Genomic DNA, 21,789 nt, shown 5'->3' on the forward strand with positions numbered 1-21,789 from the left:
ATGCAGCTTCCCATCGAACATCTGACGCCAGAGGCCTTCGCGCCCTTTGGCGAGGTCATCTCGACCGCGACCGCGCGCGATAGCTACAAGATCAATCAGGGCACCACGACCCGGTTCCATGATATCTCGCGCGTTGATGTCGCGGACGAAGGCGGTACCCCGATCATTAGCATCTTTCGCGGCACGCCCCGGCCCAAGCCGATTGAAATCAAAATGATGGAACGCCACCCGTTGGGCTCACAGGCCTTCATCCCGCTCGCGGGACAGAAGTTCCTGATTGTGGTGGCCACGGGCACCGATACACCCAAGCCCGAAGACCTGCGCGCGTTTCTTTCGGACGGCACCCAGGGCGTGACCTACGCCAAAAACGTCTGGCACCACCCGTTGCTCGTCCTTGAAGAAGACAGCGACTTTCTGATCGTCGATCGCTCTGGCCCGGGCAATAACCTCAATGAGGTCGACCTGCCATTGGTCGATGGCGAAGTCATCACCCTTGATTGGGCGTGACCCGATCTAGCCCGAAATCAGTCCAAGCTCTTGCAGGTAACCGTGCAGCTCTGCGCTGTTACCTGCAACATACCCTGCCCCGGCATCACGCAGGATCGCTGCATCCGCCTTACTACGATGCGCCCCACCCAGAAAACCAACTGATTGCATGCCGGCTGCCTTGGCAGCATGAATGCCTGATGGGCTGTCTTCGATTACCAGACAATGTTCTGGCATCCAGCCGCATGACGATGCCGCCAACAGAAATACATCCGGTGCAGGCTTGCCACGCGAGACTTGTTCGGCGGAAAACACCCGGCCTTCGAAAAAGCCTGCAAGATCGGTCAGACGCAAACATTGATCGAGCCTGGCCAGATCACTGCCCGATGCCAAGGCGACCGGACCGGGGATATTACGCAAAAGATCAGGAATACCGGCAATCGACCGCAATTCACTTTCAAAGGTCCGGGCCAGTTCAGCCTCGCAGCGCGCCTGATAGGAAACGGCTTCAATCTCCGCTCCGAACCGGGCATTGAGTGCTGCGATCATTTCACCGTATGTCACACCACCAAAATCGCGCGCCAGCTCGCCCGCCGTAATCGTGACGCCATAGTCGGGCAGCAGCTTCTCATCAACAGCGAAAGACAAAATCTCGCTATCAATCAGAACCCCATCACAATCAAAGATGATGTGTTCGATCATAAATGCTTATTGCGCCGGGGCCGCCGCCCCGCCATTAAGGTCCAACGCCAGCAACCGTTTCTGAATGGTCTGCGAAAGCACCGGACCGGCACCGGCCTGAAGGGCACGCTGATAAGCCGCCCGTGCCATTTCGGTTTTCCCCATCGCCAACGCATTGTCGGCGAAATGCGCGATATGCTCGGCCGTTGGCATCGCCTTGTTCACCCGAATGAATACGTCCTCGGCTTCCGGGTAGCGACCCTGCCGATACAGGATCAAGCCATAGGTATCAAGCGCACCGGGGTCATCGGGGACAACCTGCAGGGCCTGCTTTGACAGACGCTCGGCTTCCTGCAAATTCTCGCCGCGCACGGCATAATGGTACGCCAGCCAATTAGCCGCCCCCATATTGCCCTGACCTGCCGCCTGATAGGCTTCGGCCGTCATGGTATCGCGGTAAGACGAAATCACGCTTTCAATCGATGGCTGATCAAGGCCATCAACCCAGGTTAACCCGACTCTTACGGCCTTGCAGCCTTGCGCATTGGCCTGCTGGCACATGGCAACCGCTTCCTCAACAGCACCCATCACCGTCGCATTTGGTCCGGCGGCATATTCCTTGCCCGCCGCGTCGCGTGCCAAGGCCTTGAAATCAATCATCGCCCGATAGCGATCATCGACCTTTTGCTCGGTGGGTGCCGCAAACATATCCTGCGCTTCCCACTTCGAACCGGTTTCCCCGCAGGCAGCCAGGCCCAACAGCAAACCCAGACCAACAAACGGGGCAAAAGCACGAACAGATGAAATACGGCGATGGGGCAAGATGAACGTTCCCTGCTTGATGAAAACCCGACCAGCACTTTAGCGGTTTTACGTAAGACAGATATTAACAAAGCGCGACAAAATCACAGCCCGAACTTGACTTTGGTGCTACTGGGTCACACCATTAAAAAACGAAGGAGGTCGCCATGACTGTAAAATCCTCTATCTCTTTAACAGATGACCAGAACGCGTATGCACGGGAGCTTGTTGCACAAGGCAAATATCCCAGTGTCAGCGCCGTGCTTCAGCAAGGTCTTGAGTTGCTGCGCCATAAATCCGAAACCGAGTCTTTAGAAACCGAAGCACTGCGCCAAATCATCACGGCGCGGCGCGAGGGTGAGTTTATCGCCAGCACTGCGATGAAAGATCGGCTTTCAGTCATCGCCACAAAGAAGCGCGCATCGCATGACCTATGAGGTCATCTATTCGGCAGATGCCGAACGTGACTTTGAACTGATTTTCAACTTTCTATTCGAAAGCTATGTCGGGTTTGGGGAAGCCGCCGACAGTGCGATCTCGCACGCACATCAACGCTTGATGGATATTCACGGCGATATCGAAAAACTGGGCACTGCGCCTTATTGCGGCACCTTGCATGACGCCATCGCACCCGGACTTCGTCACGTGACACTTGGCCGCGCCATCGTTTGGTTTGACATCCTTGAGGACGCCAAAAACGTCCGCATCCTCGCCATCTTCTTTGGCGGTCAGGATCATGTCCGCCACATGCTGGCCAGGCTGCTTCAATAGGTATCCACGATCCGTTCGGCAAAGAAAAAGCCGCCGGGATCATTGGATCCTCGGCGGCTTTAACATGCTGGCGTTAAACGCCAATATCAGGGCAACACTGCCTAGCCTTCATCAGGCGCGGCGTTCTGCGATCATTTTTTTGATTTCGGTGATCGCAAGGGCCGGGTTCAGACCTTTCGGGCAGGTGTTGGTGCAGTTCATGATCGTGTGGCAACGATACAGGCGGAACGGATCTTCGAGTGCATCGAGACGCTCACCGGTATATTCGTCACGCGAGTCAGCCAACCAACGATACGCCTGCAGCAGAACCGCCGGGCCGAGGTAACGGTCGGAGTTCCACCAGTAGGACGGGCACGCGGTCGAGCAGGAGAAGCACAGAATGCATTCCCACAGACCATCAAGCTTGGCGCGCTCTTCACGCGACTGCAGACGTTCGCCGTCCGGCGGGGTCGGGCTGTCAGCCTTGAGCCACGGCTCGATCGATGCAAGCTGAGCGTAAGGCTGGGACAGATCCGGCACCAGATCCTTGACCACCGGCATATGCGGCAGCGGATAGATCTTCACCTCGCCCTTGATGTCTTCGATCGGCTTCAGACACGCAAGCGTGTTACGGCCATCAATGTTCATCGCACACGAACCGCAAATGCCTTCACGGCAGGAACGGCGGAAGGTGAGCGTCGCGTCGATCTCGTTCTTGATCTTGATCAGCGCGTCGAGAACCATCGGCCCGCACTTGTCGAGGTCGATGTCATAGGTGTCGGTACGCGGGTTGTCGCCACTGTCCGGATCAAAACGGTAAATCTTGAACGCACGGACATTCTTCGCGTCAGCCGGCGCAGAGAACGTTTTGCCCTCTTTGACGACCGAATTGGCGGGAAGATTGAATTCTACCATCTCTCAAATCCTCTCTTGCCGCGCCTTAATAGACGCGCTCTTTCGGCTCGATATACGACACTTCATCGGTGAGGGTGAAGGTATTGACCGGACGATAGGTCAGATCAACGCCATAGCCCTTGTCGGTGTCGACAGTCGCAATCGTGTGCTTCATCCAGGTTTCGTCATCACGCTTCGGGAAATCTTCGTGGGCATGTGCACCACGCGATTCATGACGCGCTTCTGCCGAATTCATGGTTGCTGCGGCACAGGTCATCAGGTTCTCAAGCTCGAGAGTCTCGACCAGGTCCGAGTTCCAGATGAGGGAGCGATCCGAAACACCGACGTCGGGAAGCGTCTTGGCGGTTTCAGAAAGCTTGTCCTTGCCCTCTTTAAGGATTTCCGAGGTCCGGAACACACCGCAGTTGCCCTGCATGACACGCTGCATTTCAAGACGGATGTCGGCCGTCGGACGCGAACCCTTAGCCCAGCGCAGACGATCAAAGCGTGCGATCGCCTCGTCGCCATCGGTGGTTTTGAGTTCCTTGAAGGATGCCTTGCCATCAACGACTTCGGCTGCATGTAGACCGCATGCACGACCAAACACAACAAGATCGAGCAGCGAGTTCGTACCCAGACGGTTTGCACCATGGACCGAAACGCAGGCTGCTTCACCCGCTGCCATCAGGCCCGGAACGATTGCGTTCGGGTCTTTGGCAGTCGGACGCAGAACTTCGCCCTTATAGTTGGTCGGGATACCGCCCATGTTGTAATGGACCGTCGGCAGGACCGGGATCGGTTCCTTGGTCGCATCAACACCGGCAAAGATTTTCGCGGTTTCGGTAATGCCCGGCAGACGTTCCCACAGCACTTCCGAACCAAGATGTTCGAGGTGCAAGTGGATGTATTCGCCGTGCTCGCCAACACCACGACCATCACGGATTTCCTGTGCCATACCACGCGACACAACGTCACGCGATGCAAGGTCCTTAACGGTCGGCGCATAACGTTCCATGAAACGTTCGCCTTCGGAGTTGGTCAGGTAGCCACCTTCACCACGGGCACCCTCGGTGATCAGGCAGCCTGAACCGTAAATGCCGGTCGGGTGGAACTGAACAAATTCCATATCCTGCAGGCCAAGACCTGCACGGGCCACCATGCCATGACCGTCACCGGTACAGGTATGGGCCGAGGTGCAGCTGAAGAACGCACGGCCATAACCACCAGATGCCAGAATGACCATTTTGGCGTTAAAGCGGTGCAGTTCACCGGAATCAAGATCCCAGGCCACCAGACCTTTGCACGAACCGTCTTCGTCCATGATCAGATCAAGGGCGATATATTCGACAAAGAACTCGGCTTTGTTTTTCAGGCACTGCTGATAAAGGGTATGCAGCATGGCGTGACCGGTACGGTCAGCCGCAGCACAAGCACGTTCAACCGGCGCCTTGCCGTGATCACGGGTGTGACCACCGAACGGACGCTGATAGATTTTGCCATCTTCAGTACGCGAGAACGGCATGCCGTAATGTTCAAGTTCATGAACCGCCGGAACGGCGTTACGGCACATATATTCGATCGCGTCCTGGTCACCGAGCCAGTCGGAACCCTTGACGGTGTCATACATATGCCACTGCCAGTGATCCTCGGACATGTTGCCAAGCGATGCACCGATACCGCCCTGGGCAGCAACGGTGTGCGAACGGGTCGGGAAGACCTTGGTGATACATGCGGTTTTGAGCCCGGCTTCAACCGTACCCAGTGTCGCGCGCAGACCCGCGCCCCCCGCACCCATAACAACGACGTCGTAGTTATGGTCGATAATTTTATAAGATTCACTCATTGGCTCAGGCTCCGGCAAAAACGATACGCAGGACTGAAATGATCGCGGCGACAGACAGGAAGGCTGCCACAGCCTTGATCAGCATCAGCGAGATCATTTCTGCTTTACGGTTGTGCACATAATCTTCGATCACGACCTGCAGACCGTGCGTGAAATGCACGGCAACACTGATGATCATCAGGATCATCATGGTCGAATGGAAGTACGAGCCCAGCCAAGCCTGGACGGCGTCGTAATCTGCCGTATGCCCGGCAAGAATCGAAACAATGAACCAGATGCCGAGCGGAAGGTTGGCCGCAGCCGTTACGCGCTGGGTCCACCAGTGCGAAGAGCCGCTTTTGGCAGAACCGAGACCGCGGACACGGCCCAGATCGGATTGCATCTTCATGACAAGTTGTCCCCTCTTGCCCGGCCTTAGGCCAGACCGATGATCCAGGTGAGAATGGTCAGCACGATTGCCGCGCCAAAGACGATCGGGTTGCCTTTTGCAGCACCCTCATTCGTCAGGCCGCGACCAGTATCCCAGATAAGGTGACGGATACCGTTGCAAGCGTGGTAATAAAACGCCGCCGTCCATCCGAACAGCAGCAGCAGACCAAACCACGAGGTGAAAAATCCGTGATAGCCGTCAAAGGCATCACGACCAGCGCCGGCACCAATCAGCCAGGACGCCAAAAATACGAAACCAATGGCAAGGCCGACACCCATCGCACGGAAGGAGATGGACATCTTTGCCGTCATCGGAAGCCGGTACACCTGCAAATGCGGAGACAGCGGCCGATTGGCTTTGCTCATAACGGAATTGCCTCTTCTCAAAGTAGCTGGCGGGAAAGCAGGGTTTATTTACCCATGCAGCGGGTTTGAGTCAATCTGAACCCCTTTTTAAACCAAAGATTTCAGTGACAAAAACGCCTCAACTGCCTCCGTTGAACTACGTAGGTTGACCTCTCAGACACCGTAAACACCCTGCGGGATGGGCGCTGCAAAAGACACGGGTCTTTCACATACGGCGTAACGTGCTTTTAGCAATCGCACAATTAGACCTTCTTACGCAAGGAAACTGCCTTCGGATCGGGTCTAATTTGTTGCTAACACTTATGAACGCGCGGCCTTTCGATCAAGATCAGGCCACCGCGCGCACTTAAAATAGCGCGCTCTAGCCAAACGAACCATTAAGCAGCCCACCGTTTTCCGGCGAGTCAGCGCGGAATCAACACCGTATAATCAAAATCAAGCAACACGTCAGACGCATATTTGCCATCCGCACCTTTAAGCGGGAAGTCACTGGACTGACGATCACGCACCGCAACAAGGCGCAGGCGCAAAGCACCAAGGTCACGCCGACCGGGCACTTCAAATTTACCCAGAACCTCCGACCAGGCAAAGATCGTATCCCCGGCAAAGGCCGGATTGGCGTGTGTCCCGGCATTGATCGCGGCAATCCGGAAAGCATTGCCAAGCCCGTTAAATGACAGCGCCCGGCACAGCGATATGATGTGCCCGCCATAAATAAGCCGCTTGCCAAACCGCCCGCCATTGGCCGCGACCTGATCGAAATGGACCTTGGCGGTGTTTTGATACAGCCGGGTTGCAATCTGATGTTCGGCTTCTTCAAGGGTCATGCCATCGACATGATCGATCTTCTCGCCGACATAGTAATCATCCCAGCAATGCGGTGATCCCGCCAGTTGAGTTGAATAGGCCGATGCATCGAGCCCGACCGGGATCTGGAACGCTTCGGGTGCGACCACACCTGGCAATTCCGGCAGGACCGTTTTCGGGGCCGGCGCATTTTCATCGCGTTTGCGCACCATGACCCAGCGATTGTAATCCAGCACCATCTCGCCGCGCTGATTGCGCCCGACGGAATTGACGTAAACCACACCGGTCTTGCCGTTGGAGTTTTCCTTGATCCCGGTCACGGTCGAAACCGAACTGACCGTATCGCCCGGATAAACCGGCACCCCAAACACCCCCCCGGCATAGCCGAGATTGGCCACCGCATTCAGCGACACATCAGGCACCGTCTTGCCAAACACCATGTGAAAGGCCAGCAAATCATCCACGGGAGCCGCCTTAAAGCCGATGCTTTGGGCAAACTCATCCGATGACTGCACGGCAAAGCGCGGGCCATACAACCCGGTATAAAGCGCCACATCACCGCTGGTGATTGTGCGTGGGGTCGCATGGCGGATTTCCTGTCCGATCTGGAAATCCTCAAAATAATTGCCCGGATTGGTCTTTGACATTCAATTGCCTCCCTGAAAGGCCGGATTTTCTATGAGATCCCGATGCGCGCGGCTTTGGCTGTCTTGAATGCAGCCATTCTTTATTCGGCGCGCACCGTTTGCATGCTGGTGAGTTGGCGCTTATGCCCCGTCCATTTCCGCGATCAAATCTGCCATCGCGACCAGCTTCTTGGCCGACACCACATGCAGATTTTCAATCAGCTTGCCATCCACCACGACAACGCCCTTGCCTGCAGCACTGGCCTCTTCATGGGCAGCAATGATTTTGCGTGCCCAGTCGATCTCGGCCTCTGCCGGGGCAAAGGCCGCATTGGCAGCCGCAATGGTTTTGGGATGAATAAGCGTCTTGCCATCAAAGCCGAACTCGCGCCCCTGCTTGCAGGACGCCTCAAACCCGGCATCATCCGACAGATCAAGATGCACACCATCAAGGATCGCCAGCCCATAGGCCCGTGCCGCCAGCAGGCACAGACCAAGGCTGGTCACCATCGGCAAACGGTCCGGGGTATGGGCACAGTTCAGATCCTTGGCAAGGTCCGACGTTCCCATGACAAACCCGCCCAAACGCGGATGGGCGCCTGCAATTTCCTTGGCATTAAGCATCGCAAGCGGGGTTTCCATCATGCACCAGATGGTCATGCCTTCATGCGCGCCTTCGGCCTCCATGATCGTGGCGACCTGACGGACGGTATCGGCACTTTCGACCTTGGGCAGCAGGATGGCATCCGCCGATGTTTTGGACGCCGCCACGATATCGGCATAGCCCCATGGGGTATTCAGTCCATTGGTGCGGATCTGGATTTCACGTTTGCCATAACCGCCCTCAGCCAAAGCGCTGACAATCTGATCACGTGCGGTATCCTTGGCATCAGGGGCCACCGCATCCTCAACATCCAGAATAAGCCCATCGGCGGGAAGGGTGCGGCCCTTTTCAAGGGCACGCGCATTCGAGCCCGGCATATACAGAACAGAACGGCGCGGACGTGGGGCAGCAGCCATCAGGAATCTCCCGCTTGATAATATTCGTACAATATTTGAATTTAATTTTTACGAAAATTACCCAAACTTGTTTTCCCCTGCAACCCAATTTTTGCGGTGCGGCATTCGGTTCCGCTACCAGTTAATCGGTATTGAAACAATGCTTGCTGATCTTGTCAGTATAGCATTAAGAGTATTAGTGGGAACAGATGCATATACTGATTGAATTTGGGGATTCACATGAAAATCAAGCCTGCAAAGGCCCTGATCGCAACCTTGTGTGCCACCAGCCTATTAAGTGGTTGTGTAACCAATGGTTCCGGCACGAATTTCCTTAGCACCACACCGGGTGCAAACGGAGAATGTGAATACAACGAAGCAGCCTATGTCATTGGTGGCGCCATTATCGGCATCGGCATCGGATTGCTTGCTGGCGGAGACAACCGCGGCCTTGCAACTGTGGCAGGCGGCGCAGCAGGTGGCCTCGCAGGCAAGGGACTTCAGTCTTACTTGCAAAGCAGGTGCAAAGAAATCGCTGCCGCTCAAAAACGCATGAAAGAGAGTGAGCTGAACGTTCAGGCAGTCTCCGCCCCTGCACCCAGTAGCTGGGTGAACCCCGATAAAAAACCTGACGAAGCAGAACAAGGTGTCGTTGTGACTGTCTCGAATGCGGCAATGTTCCCAACGGGCTCGCATATTCCTACGAAGTCCGCTGCCGAAGACCTAAAGCAGCTTGCGATAACTTATGCCGGCAAAAATCGTAAAGTTCTGATCGTCGGACACACCGACTCAACCGGCCCGGACCAACTCAACAGAGATCTTTCGGAAAAACGCGCCAGAGAAGTCGCCAAAATCTTTGAAAGTAGCGGTGTGGACATTGCCGACCTTTATTATAAGGGAGCAGGCGCGGACCGACCGATTGCAAGTAATCTCTTACCAGACGGTCGCGCAGCTAACCGTCGCGTAGAAGTTGTTGAACTCGGCTCTGAGCAAGGCATCATTGCTTACGATAACTTTGTCGAGAGCAGCCCAACACTTCCAGCGCGGGTTGCACAATCATTGGAAGTACCTGACGCACCACAACCCCCACAAAAATCGAAATCAACCAGCCAGAGTCAAACAAAGTCAGAGCAGGCTCCGACAGCTAAAAGTATGATCGCCGCACTAAAAACAGGCAGATCCATCGACTTTGGCGGATTGCCTATTAACGAGTTTGACCAAAATCTGGCCACCAACATCGAAAAAGCCGAGGAAGAAAAGTCTCTTCTCTCCTCCTTGTGGCCGGTATCCGAGGCGCAAGCATCCGATGGCGACGACATCATGCTTGGCACCACGTGTATAAATGACAGCTATCGCCCGGTCGGAAACATCATCTCCCTTGATGGTGACAAACCGGTTCATCGAACATCAGATTATATTTCAGGGCTTTACTCAACCACATGGCACGACAGCGTCAACGACCATCTGGTTGGCCTTACCAAAGTTGCCGTTCTGGAAGACAGCGGGCTTGTTGACAAATCACCGGGCTTGTTTGTCTTCGAAAACTACAAGCCCGGTGATCAGGATGCGACGCTCAGCGCGGAAGGATTTGCGCGATCCTATGTCGGTGAAAATGGTGTTGTGTATCGCGTTTTCTTTGAAGAGGACGCTTGGCCTGTCAGATGCGTTGATGCCGTATTCCCGCTTGATGCCGCGAAGCAAAAATCGGCAAAAGCGCGGATTTATTACGACAAAGACAACAAAGTATTTGCAAACGATATGACGCTTGAAATCGCCAAAGGTACGGAATAATAAAATGGATGAACTTTACGCATTTCTGCTCGCCTATCGCGCCATAATCGGCGCAGCCGTCCTGACAGCGATCTTCGTTATTCTCGTCATTGCGTGGTGGGATGAAGTAAAACTGTTTTTCAAAAGTGTTCTTTATAGCTTGCCATTGATCGGCAAAACACGGCGCTTGGCCAAGGACATCTCGGTCCGCAAAGATGGATGGTTTGCTTCCGAACGTACCCTTTGCGATGACTTTGCAGGCGACATCCGTCGTATCGCTGCAGACCCTGAAATGTATGACCGATCCAAAAGCTATTTGGGCAAAGTTCAGGAACTGGGTCGTAATGAACTTGGCATCCTGATGCGCATTCTTTTGATTGCGATGGTGTTCGTCGAAGCGCTCGGCTTTGCATACGTTCTTGCAGGCTACACCCTGCCTGGCGCAAGCGAACAATTACAGGTTCAAGGCTCTTTCTTTATCGCGTTTCTGATTTCTTGCGTGTTGGTATTTTTGACCCACCAGTCCGGCCAGGAACTTCACAAGCGCGGTTTGATCACCAAAATCCGCACCTGGTGGATGCATGATACATCCGAAAACCGTGAAGATCTGGTAGGACGTAGCAACAAGGTTACCCTCGAAAACGATCAGGTTGACGATGGTCATCCGGCATATCTGCAAATTCTTCACCGCGTCGATACCAATGCCCATGTGAAGCCTGGCGCACCGATATGGACGATCATTGCGACGATTGCCATCATTGGAGTCGCAATTGGTGCAACCTATGTCCGCTACGAGACATATCAACAGGAAAAAACCGCAGAGACCATTGGTACAACACCACCATCCAGCAATTCGCTGTTTTCGCTTGAAGGTCTGCAGTCAGACAGCCTCCCTGATGTGCTTATTCAACCACAAGCGGACGCCGAGAATCAGGCGAAAAACGAACAGGAAGGCGCACGTGACGCCGCCAACCTCACGACATATGCCATTCTTGCAACCTTGTTCATCCTGATCCAGATCATGGGTATTGGCATTGGTTACAAAACCGGATTTGCGGGCAAGGAAAGCTCTACGGCGCGGCGCATTATCCGCAACTTCCCGAGCAGAACATCTTACGAAGCGTGGTACGAACGTAAACGCGATGCCATCGCCCGGGTTGCGCAAAAGCACCTATCGAACCTGCAAGCCCGCCTCACGGAAAACGCTGCAAGCAATGGTGTAGACAAAACCCATCGCGAAGTTTTGCAACATTCGGCGGATCGCACATTTTTTGACCATTACGAGCAAAGCGAACTCAAGGCAGAACAGTCTCGTCAGAATAGCGAAGCACGCAAACGTTCCCGCGACGCTGAAAACGGTCAAACTGCGCCAGCTTCCTTAGAACACGCAACCGAACCCACTTCGCAAAAGCCGGAACAAGCACCAACCCAGGCTGAAACCCCTGAAGAAATGGAAGCGCGTATTCGCCAAGAGCTTCTGGCTGAGAAAGAAGCCAAGGCAAAACCTGTCGAGACCGAGGAAGAAATGCGCGAACGCATGCGTAAGGAGCTCGGACTCAATGATTAGGCACCGATTTGAAAAGACGGATAAAAAACTAACTCATTTCGGTGCGGCAGTGCTCTTTGCAGCTGGGATATTTCTGGCGCACGGCCACCAAACCGCGAAGGCCGCGACCGCCACAATCGGAAGCTGCTATGATCTGGTCAAGCTGGGGGATATTGATACTCCGGTCCCGACACGCGACCTCTATATCCTGATTGATCAAACCATGGAGCTTTCCAAAAAGCTTCAGGAAGAGACCTACCAAAACATCATCACCTTCCTGCACCCCGGTGATACGGTGCACGTCATCGGATTTTCAGCCAATGCTGCTGGCTATTACACAGAGGTCATCCTCAAAGGCGTGATTGACATGCGCCTGTCAGAAGATGATCGGTACGCCATATCCAAGAAGGTCCTGCGCCAGCTTGATCAATGCTATCAGGCGCAGGATAGCCAAGTCCGCCAATATGCAGGACGCGCCCTGATACATGCATTTTCCAACGCGACGACGGGTCTTCCTAAAACAGAAATTGTCTCAAACCTTTCTGTTGTCGCAAAAGACATCATGGGTAAATCAGAAACCCCTGAAAAATATGTGCTGATTGTTTCAGACATGATGGAAAATTCTGATCTTCTTTCCCTCTATGGCAGCGGAAAACTCGAAAAACTTGATGCCGATCTGGAAGTAAAAAAACTTGGCAACAAGATCGCGTTTGAAGACATGGATGAGGCCCAAATATATGTCATCGGCGGCGGATATATTACCGATGGCAAATACAGATCATCACTGGCGCTAAAAGGGCTTGAGAAATTTTGGGCAAGATACTTCGAACATTCCAATGCTGTACTCAAACAGTTTGGGACGCCCTCGCTGCTCGGTGGCATTGGAAACTAGTTCAGTTATTCCGGCGTGCCGAACAAACCGGTCATCAGCATGCTGGTGACACTTGGCACCTCATTCAGCGCCCGGCCATTGGCAAGAAATACCACCACCGTGTCCTGCTCCGGGAACCATGAAAACTCGGCCGAATAACCAAAATAGATCCCGTCATGCCCCCAGACCGGGCCCCAGTCACTCGCCCCGATCATCAGCCCATAACCGTATGATCCATCCCCGGCAAAGGCAGTATCGGTCGTTGCGCGCTCAAGCGCATTCGGGCCCAGCAAAACCCCGTTCACAAACAGCGCACGGGCAAATTTGACCATATCCTCGGCGGTCGAAATCACCCCGCCATCGGCCAGTTGATCACCGACATCATATTCGGTGACGTCTTCAAGCTGCCCGTCGCCATTGGCATCATCAAAACCGCGCGCAAGCGATGCTGGCCTTGGAAAACTGCCAAAGGATGTGTCGGTCATCTCGGCCGGGGTAAAGATCCGGCGGCTGAACACGGCACTGATATGCGCGCCCTCGACCGCCTCGATCATCACGCCGAGCAGGATGAAATTGCTATTGGACGGCGCATAATTCGTGCCCGGGGTAAAATAGGCTTCGCGATCGGCAATAAGTGACAGCAGTTCAACATTGCGCCAGCCATGTTGCGGGTCGCGCCCGACCAGCTCGAAAAAGAACTCGCCATCCAGATAATCGGGAATGCCCGAACTGTTGCGCAGCAAATCGCGAATGCTGGCGCGATCAGAATTGGCAATGCGGTCACGAAATTCCTCGGGCAGGTATTTGCCAATCGGATCGGCCAGATCAATCCGCTGTTCGGAGGCCAGCTGCAAGGTGACCACAGCCGTCATCATCTTGGTCAGCGATCCGATATAAAACTGCCGATCGCGTGTCATGCCGGTATCGGGCCGAACACTGGCATAGCCCGTGGCGGCATAGCGCACATTGCCTTCGCCATAGCCAATCGCCACCACGCCACCCGGCAGACCGGCATGCTCGACATATTGATGCAGGAATTTTTCCAGCGGATCAGACGGCGCATCCTTGGAACTCTCATCTTGCGCAAATGCAGGAGCGCCCGGCGACATGACAAATGCCACCGCCATGATCACTATCGCACATGCGGGAATACGCCAGAATGCTGCGTTCAAATCGCTCTACTCATGTTGCCCAACCATGCCCACCTTCGGGCAAATTGCTTTCCGCCCGGTTAATCCGGGCTTTCTGACAGCTTTGATATCCAGGTGCGCAACGCCACCTCAAGATCGGCGGTCCGCACCGTCACCGGGCTTTCACCCGCCTCATCAAAAACCGGCGATATATCCGTTGTTTCCGGCCCAATATTCAAGATGTAGGCATTCATCGACATTTCCCAAGAGGCATTAAGACTTTGACGCACCCGATCTACATGCGACAGCACCTCACCCGCCCATTGGTTTGCACGCCCGATATCCATCGCAAGGACGGCCGCAATGCGATCATGCCCGGCGTCACCTGCTACCTTTCCCGGCCAATCGGGAACCGGAAAATTACTGCCTGCCATCACATCACTCTCTGATCACGCACAGCTCGCATCACCCCATCAATAAAGCGGAAAGGCGGTATTGATATTGCCCGCATTCGCCCCGTGGCTCAGCGTTGCAAAGGCGATGTAAAACCGCACCTCTTCTGATGGGCCAACGCAATATCCTGCCGCCGATCCGCCCTCGGGCCGGTTAAAGCCGCAAGATGCCCAATGCGGCGCACCGCTTGGGCAGGCCTGCTGGTTGTCGTAGGCATGCAGAATGGACTTTTCGACTTCCGCCCGACTGCAATGATCGGGATAGATGGTCGAGAATTTTGACGGGTTGGTGCCATCGGGGTTCACCAGCGTGATGGTCGCGCCATAGACGCCACTGGCATTGGGTTCTTGCGTGATTTTCACATCCGCAACGCTTGCCGGATTGATGCCATGCGGGCGGGAATGAAATCCCTTGGCCCGATTGCCATCGACCTCACCGCAAAAGACGTGCTCGATATTGATCGGCGGTGTGGTGTCGCTCCAATGCGGCTGGGCCGGGCACGCGACCTGCGCCTGTGCACTCCCCAACACACCAGCCCAAAGCATCACTGCCCCGGCCACAAACATAAAGCAAACCCGAGAAAGCCTGGTCATGACGGACCTCCCTTGCCCTGCGCCGCCCCATCAAAACGCAACCCGGCGCGATGGCCAGTTTAGCACAACCGATCAAAGCTGCGAAAATTCAAGCCCGATCCGAAGGGCCAGCACACTGGCCGGTTCAAAGCGCATCGGCACCCCACCAAGCTTGCCGCCATGCCACTGGGCCTTGGTCAGGACAAAGGCGCCAAGCGGCAAGGCGTGACTGCCCCGGAAATTGACAAGCGCACGGATTTCCTTGGGCTTGCGGATCGCTTCATCGCGCCACAGGCAATGATAGGCAAACAAGGGCGTGCCGGACCGACGATCAAGGAAAACAAACGGCACTTCATATTGCCCCCAGCGGGCGTAATAGAGGCTTTCCATGCCCACGCTTGATGTCAGAAACTGCGTCTGGATCGCGGTTTCGGCCAATCGCGTGATGGTGGCACTGTCCGATGCCCGCCCGCCAATCAAACCGGTGCGAAGTCCCGGGTGGATCAGATGTACCTTGAACGCCACGGCGCGCTGAAACGGTTTGGCATCCTGATCAACACGCTCAAGCCGGCGCACCAGCCAGGCACTTTCAAGATATTCCAGATACCGCCTAAGCGTGTTCTTGGCGATATCAAGCTCACGCGCCAGCGTTTCAATCGAAAACTCCGACCCGGTATTATAGGCCAAAAGCGCAAACAACCGATGCAGGTCCGACGGGCTTGAAATGCCATGCAGACCCGGCAAATCGGAATGAAGCGATCGGTGAATGGCGCCTGCCTCACCATTGGCGGCGTGAAAACCGCCTTCGTTGATGTAATCCTCAAACAGGTCGTTGAGTTCAATCAACCCGTCTGGCACATCGGCGGTATAGCGCCCGACATTGGGCGTTTCGGGCAAAACGTCACTCGGCGCGATGCCCTTTTGCTCCAGATACTCGGCAAAGCTGAACGGTGGTAAAAACAGGCTTTGAATATATTCAACATTATCGCCCGCAGGGGCCAGCGCACTGACCGCCACCACGCGCAACATCGGATCGGACGCCAGCAATTTGACCAGGCTCGCCTCCCAGTCGCGCTGATAGGACACCTCGTCAATAAACAGCCAAAGCGGATGATCGGCCGAGATCCCGCGCATGGAGCGCAACAGCTTCGGCAAGCGCGGCAGATCTATTTCCAGAAACAGCGGATGTTCCAGCGACACATAACAAACATGACGCCTGGGCGTGTCATTATTCAAAAGCTCCGCCACGGCCTGGCGCATCATCACGGTCTTGCCGACACCCCGCGGCCCGGTCAGGACCAGCGCCTTCTGGCCGTCATTCTTTTCAATCGCGCCCCAGAACCGCTTGAAAAAGGCACGCTGCGGCAGGCCCTGTACCTGATCATCGGTAACACCATCCCACCACGGGTTATCAAGCATCAAACGATGCAGAAAATCCTGTTCCCCGGGATGTTCGATCATGGTCGCCATATGATGTTCCCCAAAACGCTGTCTGCCCTATAGCTGGATATATGGGCAATTTTCCCGACTTTGCCGGGAAAACCTTTAAATTAGGTATAGTGATAAACGCTATTTGGGGATTTTGCCGCAAATAATTGCAAACAAAAAGAAAAACCGGACTTCACCCCGTTGGCGAAGTCCGGCTCTGTAGTTGTCTCACCGCTATCGGCTCAGGCATCGCGATGCCTGTCGAGGAAATCAAGGATCAGTGCGTTGATCTCATCTGGTTTGTCTTCAAGCGCGAAATGCGCGGCTCCCTCCACAAGGCTCAGCTCCGATCCCGGAATATCGCCATGCAAGCGTTTCGCCCAATCGGGCGTCTGCCAGACATCCTGCGCGCCCCAGATCAGCTTGACCGGCTTGGCACCAAGCTCGCCCAGACGATCAGCCACCTTCATGGTATGGATCGGATCATATTGGCGGATTTGGTGTTGAAACAGGCTGGCCTGCCCAATCGGGCCGGAGATGTAATCGACATAGGTTTCAAGGACGGTGTCCTCAAACCGCGCCTGATCAACCACGGCTGATTTTACCCAGTCGCGGAAATGCTCCCGGTGTTCCGCGTCCGGCGCCTTGGCCAGAACATCAAGCCCGGCCTCCATCTGCTGGCGTGTGCGTTTGGAGGGATAACTGTCATAACTGACCGCATCAATAAGCGTGATGGTGCGTGCCAGATCCGGGCGAAACACCCCAACCTGCTGGGCAATAGCGCCGCCAAAATCATGGCCGACGATGTGGGCCGATGTCAGCCCCCAGTGATCCATCAACCCTTCAAGGATCGGTAGCTGCCCACTGATGGATGTATCGATTTCCGGGTCCCACGGCCGTTCCGACAGCCCGTATCCCAGCAAATCAAACACATGCACCTTGTATCCCGCAGTCACCAGCGGCTCGATGCTATAGCGCCAGATCAGCGATGATGACGGCGTGCCATGCAGTAAAATGACAGGCACCCCATCGCCATACACCCCGTGGGCAATGCGCGTGTTGTTTATCAGGACATGATCATTTGCGACCGGCTTCATCGGGTTCTCCTTACATCGGGAAATCTGTTGATGCCCCGATGATGGGCCGCAGCTTGCCATGACACAAATGAATATATATCATTATACCATCGTAAATTGTCATGCAGCACACGCCGTCAGGAAAGAACCCACCATGCCCCGTCTCGATATCGCAAGCCTGGAAGCGCTATGCGCCATTGCCGATCACGGTGGCATTACCCGCGCGGCCGATCACCTGGCCCTGTCGCAATCAGCAATCTCGCACAAAATCAAACGGCTTGAGGACGGGCTGGGCTATGCCATTCTCGATCGTCGCGCCGGCGGGGCGAAATTCACCCGCGAAGGTCAGCAATTACTCGCCTATGGCCGGCGTATTCTTGCCATCCATGAAGAAGCCCTGATCAGCCTCGCACGCAAACCGCTGAAAGGACGTCTGCGCCTTGGCATGACCGAGGACATGGCCAATAACGGCCTGCCCGGCATTCTTGGTCATTTCAAAAAGCTCTATCCCGACGTCGCGGTCAGCACCACCACCGCCCAAAGCCTGCATATCGCGCAGCAGCTTGAAGACCGCGAGATTGATCTTGGCGTCTTTGATCTGTTTGAGCATCTCAAGCGCCCAACCGATATCACCCTGCGCCAGACCCCGCTGCACTGGGTCAAGGCCCCTGATTTCGAACTCGACGGGTCAAAACCGATCCCGTTTCTGGCTTTTGATCCGGATTGTTTTTATCAGAAATGGGCCATGGAAACCGGCCTGACACACGCGTCAGGATTTGAAACCATCCTGACCTGTGCCAGCAGCAACGCCATTGTCTCCGCCGTCGCATCGGGGCTTGGCGTCGCGCTGATCGGGGATCACTGCCTGACAGCTGAGCTTGAGGTCATTCGTGATGTCTTCCCCGCCCCGCCCTCGGTCACGACCGTGATCCGGACATCCCGTCAGGCCCACGGCGAACCCACAACCGCGCTTAAAAACGTCATCCACGATGCCTTTGCCCCGGTCACCAATACGGCACAAAAACGCACCGCCTGACCCCGAGCCCAAGTTCCAGACAAAAGAAAACCGGACCTTCGAAAAGGTCCGGTTCATATGTTTGACGACGATCCCACATTGCTAACGCGAGGGGGGATTGGGGAAAGCTGAAACCGTCGTCAATCTCGTAAAAATCTGTATGGCAAAGGCTTATGCCTTCGGTGCGTCCGGCTTGTCATCCGCATCATCGGCACTGTTGGCCGCGTCTTCGTCCTTCATCTTTTTGAATTCGGATGCCGTGCGATAATCGCCCGATGCCACGAACCCTTCCATTGAGCCGGTGCGCCGTTCCAGATCGTCAAACTGCTCGCGCAGGTCTTCCATCCAGCTTTCTTCATAATCGACGCCCACCGTCGAACGCTCGTCTGCGGCTTCTGCTTCTGCGGCACTTTGGTTCTGGCGTGCCGCACGTCCGGCCGATGTGCTTTGCCCCGCACCACGCACCTTGCCGCGCAGGCCATCGAACCAGTCCGGGTGATGGACATAGGCCCAAGCCAGACCAAACAGCATCACACCAACCGGGAAGCTGAAGATCAGAACCAGAATAAAGGCAATCAGCACCCCTTTGCGCGGAATGCCAAAGGCTTCTGAAATGCCGCGCGTGGTCCGTCCGATCACACCATGACATTGCTTTCCGTCACGGTTGGCGTGCGATGAACGGCATCCGCGCCTTTTGTGACCGCGCTGAAAACCATTTCCTGCAGCAGCTTGCTGGGCCGTCATATCCTGTTCCTCCATTCGGCAACCTCGGCATCTAACAGGCGTTCAAGTGTTTCGACACGGGTTTCGAGTCGCTTCGCCCGCTGTTTCAGATCAGCCACGATTTCCTTTTCGCGCGCTGTCTGTTCCGGGCTTTGCGGGCGTTGCTCTGCCTTCATGCGCTTCCAGACCGTGATGTAATGAAACACCACCCAAACCGGGCCAACCACGGCGATTAAAACGATCAAGGGTACGGCAATCGCCCACATATTCGACATCTCGTTCTTTCAAACAGACCTGTGCTTCAAAACACATGAGCCCGTTACTTACTTGTCTTTCTTCGTGTCTTTTTTCACACGCGCTTTGAGTTCCTTGAGATCATCCTCGATACCGAGCTCCGCCTCAAGGTCTTCAAACTGCTCTTCAAGGCTCTGACCCCGGCCAAGCTCCCAGGAGTCCGCATCGGCTTCAAGCTCATCGATCCGGCGCTCCATCTGCTCATAACGCAGAAGCGCATCATCAATCTGCCCCGAATGCAGCTTTTCTTTCATTTTGACACGCTTTTCAGCGGTCTGCATGCGGATTTCGACCGCGCGCTGCTTGCCCTTGGCTTCATTGAGCTTGTTCTGAAGCTTGTTGAGGTCCTCGTCATACTTGCCAAGGGTTTCCTCAATCACTTCAAGTTCGCGTTCCAGCACAAGGCTCTGATCGGCCAGACGGCGGCGCGCCATCAGCGCCCCCTTGGCCAGATCATCGCGGCCCTTGGAAACGGCAAACTCCGCCTTGGTATCCCATTCGACCTGACCGTCATGAAGTTTTTTAAGCTTGCGCTCGACTTCCTTCTTGTCGGCAATCGCCTTGACGGCAGCGGACCGGACCTCAACCAGGGTGTCTTCCATTTCCTGGATCATCAACCGCACCATTTTTTCCGGATCTTCGGCACGATCCAGCAGCGAGTTGATGTTGGCATTTACGATATCGGACAAACGCGAAAACACGCCCATTGTCTGATCTCCTTGTTCATTCGGGGGACGTAAAAATTCTGATCTAGGGTCTGAACTCACTAAGATGTTTGTAATGGTTGCTCTGATTTGTGCGGATACGCGGAGCAAGGCAGCAAGAAGATCTATATCTTTCAATGCCTTTCGACAAAGTAGCCCGTGCAAATCAGAGCAATCCGAAGGACAACGACCAGATAAGCGAACTCCTACGTCAAACCCCTTGACCGGGATGCCGACCCGCTCTGCGGGCCTTTCCTTGTATTTCGCTTATCTGGTTGTTGCCATTGCAGACATCTTAGTGAGTTCAGACCCTACATTTCAAATTCCGTGCCAGTTTTGAAATTCATTAAAATCAATGACTTAATAAATCATCAGACTTTTTAAATAACTTTTATCGCGACAATATTGTCGTTTTACGATAACGTTTTTCGCGAAATGGACAGTTTGCAACCGATATTGGGCGAAGACCCCGTATTTCTCGCCGCCCTTGAACATGTTTCACGTCTGGCGCCAATTGAACGCCCCTGTCTGGTGATTGGCGAACGCGGCTCGGGCAAGGAACTGATTGCCGCCCGCCTGCATTATCTTTCGCGCCGCTGGGGCGGCCCACTGGTCAAGGTCAATTGCGCCGCCCTGACGGAAAGCCTGCTTGATACCGAACTATTTGGCCACGAAGCCGGCGCCTTCACAGGCGCCACCAAACGCCATATCGGGCGGTTTGAACGCGCTCATGGCGGCACCATCATCCTCGATGAAATCGCCACCGCCAGCCCGGTCGTGCAGGAAAAGCTTCTGCGTGTGGTTGAATATGGCGAGATCGAGCGTGTTGGTGGCTCGGAGGTCATCGAAGTCGACACGCGGGTCATTGGTGTGACAAATGAAAATCTCCGCGAACTGGCCAAAACCGACAAGTTCCGCGCCGATCTGCTTGATCGCCTTGCCTTTGACGTGATTGCCGTGCCACCGCTCCGCCAACGGTCTGATGATATCCTTTTACTCGCCGAACAATTCGCGCTCGATATGACCAAACGTCTGGGCCGCAGTGTTTTTCCGGGCTTCTCCAGCTGCGCCGCCGAACAATTGCTCCGCCACAGCTGGCCGGGCAATATCCGCGAGTTGCGCAACGCGGTTGAACGCAGCATCTACCTTGCTGAGGACGACGAAACCCCGCTGGCCCACATCACCCTTGATCCGTTCGAGGGTATCTGGTCCGAGACAGACCGTAACAAGCCGACACCTGCGCCAGAGGTCGACACTGCGGAACCAGACACAAATATCGACTTCAAATCACAGGTCGCCAATTTCGAAATCAAGTTGCTTGAACAGGCCCTGCGCCAAAACGCCAACAACCAGACCGAAACTGCCAAGGCGCTTAACCTGAACTATCACCAGTTTCGCAGGTTACTGGAAAAGCACAAACTGCTTCCAAGCAAATAACAGCCATCATAGCTGATCTGATAATTATGCGGCAAATCCGATAATTAAAAATTATTGCTCAGTTCCGATAAACATAAATTATGCTCTA

24 protein-coding genes are annotated in these 21,789 nt (G+C 54.8%); 8 read left to right on the forward strand and 16 right to left on the reverse strand.

Going from position 1 to position 21,789, the window contains the following annotated elements; genetic code table 11:
* Window positions 1–507 (forward strand): ureidoglycolate lyase, encoded by a 507-nt coding sequence (locus ACXAF0_RS00065; protein ID WP_475342680.1) that lies wholly within the window; start codon window positions 1–3, stop codon window positions 505–507.
* Between the two features lie 6 nt (window positions 508–513).
* Here ACXAF0_RS00065 and ACXAF0_RS00070 read toward each other — a convergent pair whose 3' ends face one another.
* Together ACXAF0_RS00070 and ACXAF0_RS00075 are read right to left on the reverse strand one after the other, a co-directional pair.
* Window positions 514–1,188: an HAD family hydrolase gene (locus ACXAF0_RS00070; RefSeq protein WP_475342683.1), complete on the reverse strand. Its 675-nt coding sequence runs from the start codon at window positions 1,186–1,188 to the stop codon at window positions 514–516.
* 6 nt (window positions 1,189–1,194) lie between these two features.
* Window positions 1,195–1,989, reverse strand: coding sequence for a tetratricopeptide repeat protein (locus ACXAF0_RS00075; RefSeq protein WP_475342685.1), 795 nt, complete (start codon window positions 1,987–1,989; stop codon window positions 1,195–1,197).
* Window positions 1,990–2,135: 146 nt separating this feature from the next.
* Here ACXAF0_RS00075 and ACXAF0_RS00080 point away from each other — a divergent pair, with 146 nt between their 5' ends.
* Entirely contained in the window at window positions 2,136–2,405 is a 270-nt protein-coding gene (locus tag ACXAF0_RS00080; protein WP_475342687.1) for a ribbon-helix-helix domain-containing protein, read from the forward strand.
* Window positions 2,395–2,739: a type II toxin-antitoxin system RelE/ParE family toxin gene (locus tag ACXAF0_RS00085; protein ID WP_475342689.1), complete on the forward strand. Its 345-nt coding sequence runs from the start codon at window positions 2,395–2,397 to the stop codon at window positions 2,737–2,739. Before ACXAF0_RS00080 ends, ACXAF0_RS00085 begins: the two co-directional genes overlap by 11 nt.
* A gap of 111 nt (window positions 2,740–2,850) precedes the next feature.
* Here the strand turns inward: ACXAF0_RS00085 and ACXAF0_RS00090 are convergent, their stop codons facing one another.
* From ACXAF0_RS00090 to ACXAF0_RS00115, 6 genes are all read right to left on the reverse strand, one after another.
* Window positions 2,851–3,633 (reverse strand): succinate dehydrogenase iron-sulfur subunit, encoded by a 783-nt coding sequence (locus ACXAF0_RS00090; RefSeq protein ID WP_008888450.1) that lies wholly within the window; start codon window positions 3,631–3,633, stop codon window positions 2,851–2,853.
* Between the two features lie 25 nt (window positions 3,634–3,658).
* Window positions 3,659–5,455 (reverse strand): succinate dehydrogenase flavoprotein subunit, encoded by a 1,797-nt coding sequence (sdhA, locus tag ACXAF0_RS00095; RefSeq protein WP_475342692.1) that lies wholly within the window; start codon window positions 5,453–5,455, stop codon window positions 3,659–3,661.
* Window positions 5,456–5,459: 4 nt separating this feature from the next.
* Window positions 5,460–5,843, reverse strand: a complete 384-nt coding sequence (gene sdhD, locus ACXAF0_RS00100; protein ID WP_475342694.1) for a succinate dehydrogenase, hydrophobic membrane anchor protein — start codon at window positions 5,841–5,843, stop codon at window positions 5,460–5,462.
* Between the two features lie 26 nt (window positions 5,844–5,869).
* Complete coding sequence (sdhC, locus tag ACXAF0_RS00105) at window positions 5,870–6,250, reverse strand: succinate dehydrogenase, cytochrome b556 subunit (RefSeq protein WP_475342696.1); 381 nt, start codon at window positions 6,248–6,250, stop codon at window positions 5,870–5,872.
* Between the two features lie 404 nt (window positions 6,251–6,654).
* Window positions 6,655–7,704 (reverse strand): MaoC family dehydratase, encoded by a 1,050-nt coding sequence (locus ACXAF0_RS00110; protein WP_475342698.1) that lies wholly within the window; start codon window positions 7,702–7,704, stop codon window positions 6,655–6,657.
* A 120-nt stretch (window positions 7,705–7,824) separates the two neighbouring features.
* A complete protein-coding gene (locus ACXAF0_RS00115; RefSeq protein WP_475342699.1) occupies window positions 7,825–8,703 on the reverse strand; it encodes an HpcH/HpaI aldolase/citrate lyase family protein in 879 nt (292 codons plus the stop codon).
* Window positions 8,704–8,922: 219 nt separating this feature from the next.
* Between ACXAF0_RS00115 and ACXAF0_RS00120 the strand changes: the two genes are divergently transcribed.
* The 3 genes from ACXAF0_RS00120 (at window position 8,923) to ACXAF0_RS00130 (ending at window position 12,890) form a co-directional block, all read left to right on the forward strand.
* Window positions 8,923–10,473 carry an OmpA family protein gene (locus ACXAF0_RS00120; protein ID WP_475342701.1) on the forward strand — a complete coding sequence of 517 codons (1,551 nt, stop codon included), beginning with the start codon at window positions 8,923–8,925 and terminating at the stop codon, window positions 10,471–10,473.
* A gap of 340 nt (window positions 10,474–10,813) precedes the next feature.
* Complete coding sequence (locus ACXAF0_RS00125; protein ID WP_475342704.1) at window positions 10,814–12,019, forward strand: hypothetical protein; 1,206 nt, start codon at window positions 10,814–10,816, stop codon at window positions 12,017–12,019.
* Window positions 12,012–12,890, forward strand: a complete 879-nt coding sequence (locus ACXAF0_RS00130) for a hypothetical protein (RefSeq protein ID WP_475342708.1) — start codon at window positions 12,012–12,014, stop codon at window positions 12,888–12,890. The genes ACXAF0_RS00125 and ACXAF0_RS00130 overlap by 8 nt, the downstream gene beginning before the upstream one ends.
* A 5-nt stretch (window positions 12,891–12,895) precedes the next feature.
* On the opposite strand, the gene ACXAF0_RS00135 is transcribed toward ACXAF0_RS00130, so the two are convergent.
* The 5 genes from ACXAF0_RS00135 to ACXAF0_RS00155 form a co-directional block, all read right to left on the reverse strand.
* A complete protein-coding gene (locus ACXAF0_RS00135) occupies window positions 12,896–13,996 on the reverse strand; it encodes a serine hydrolase domain-containing protein (protein ID WP_475342711.1) in 1,101 nt (366 codons plus the stop codon).
* Between the two features lie 104 nt (window positions 13,997–14,100).
* Entirely contained in the window at window positions 14,101–14,433 is a 333-nt protein-coding gene (locus ACXAF0_RS00140) for a hypothetical protein (RefSeq protein ID WP_475342714.1), read from the reverse strand.
* Between the two features lie 39 nt (window positions 14,434–14,472).
* A complete protein-coding gene (locus ACXAF0_RS00145) occupies window positions 14,473–15,045 on the reverse strand; it encodes an EndoU domain-containing protein (RefSeq protein WP_475342718.1) in 573 nt (190 codons plus the stop codon).
* A 72-nt stretch (window positions 15,046–15,117) separates the two neighbouring features.
* Window positions 15,118–16,494 carry an ATP-binding protein gene (locus ACXAF0_RS00150; RefSeq protein ID WP_475342722.1) on the reverse strand — a complete coding sequence of 459 codons (1,377 nt, stop codon included), beginning with the start codon at window positions 16,492–16,494 and terminating at the stop codon, window positions 15,118–15,120.
* 200 nt (window positions 16,495–16,694) lie between these two features.
* Window positions 16,695–17,549, reverse strand: a complete 855-nt coding sequence (locus tag ACXAF0_RS00155) for an alpha/beta fold hydrolase (protein ID WP_475342726.1) — start codon at window positions 17,547–17,549, stop codon at window positions 16,695–16,697.
* 133 nt (window positions 17,550–17,682) lie between these two features.
* Between ACXAF0_RS00155 and ACXAF0_RS00160 the strand changes: the two genes are divergently transcribed.
* Window positions 17,683–18,564: a LysR family transcriptional regulator gene (locus ACXAF0_RS00160; RefSeq protein WP_475342729.1), complete on the forward strand. Its 882-nt coding sequence runs from the start codon at window positions 17,683–17,685 to the stop codon at window positions 18,562–18,564.
* Window positions 18,565–18,714: 150 nt separating this feature from the next.
* Here ACXAF0_RS00160 and ACXAF0_RS00165 read toward each other — a convergent pair whose 3' ends face one another.
* The 3 genes from ACXAF0_RS00165 to pspA are packed head-to-tail and all read right to left on the reverse strand — an operon-like array spanning window position 18,715 to window position 20,267.
* Window positions 18,715–19,287 (reverse strand): hypothetical protein, encoded by a 573-nt coding sequence (locus tag ACXAF0_RS00165; protein ID WP_475342731.1) that lies wholly within the window; start codon window positions 19,285–19,287, stop codon window positions 18,715–18,717.
* Window positions 19,284–19,541 carry an envelope stress response membrane protein PspB gene (gene pspB, locus ACXAF0_RS00170; protein WP_475342733.1) on the reverse strand — a complete coding sequence of 86 codons (258 nt, stop codon included), beginning with the start codon at window positions 19,539–19,541 and terminating at the stop codon, window positions 19,284–19,286. Before pspB ends, ACXAF0_RS00165 begins: the two co-directional genes overlap by 4 nt.
* Window positions 19,542–19,589: 48 nt before the next feature.
* The gene (gene pspA / locus ACXAF0_RS00175) at window positions 19,590–20,267 is read right to left on the reverse strand and encodes a phage shock protein PspA (protein ID WP_475342735.1); all 678 of its coding nucleotides are present in this window, start codon (window positions 20,265–20,267) and stop codon (window positions 19,590–19,592) included.
* A 432-nt stretch (window positions 20,268–20,699) separates the two neighbouring features.
* On the opposite strand from pspA, the gene pspF reads away from it, so the two are divergent.
* On the forward strand, window positions 20,700–21,701 hold the full coding sequence (gene pspF / locus ACXAF0_RS00180) for a phage shock protein operon transcriptional activator (protein ID WP_475342737.1): 1,002 nt from the start codon (window positions 20,700–20,702) through the stop codon (window positions 21,699–21,701).
* Window positions 21,702–21,789 lie beyond the last annotated feature (88 nt).

It is taken from the genome of Thalassospira sp. ABD4_177 (assembly GCF_056160125.1).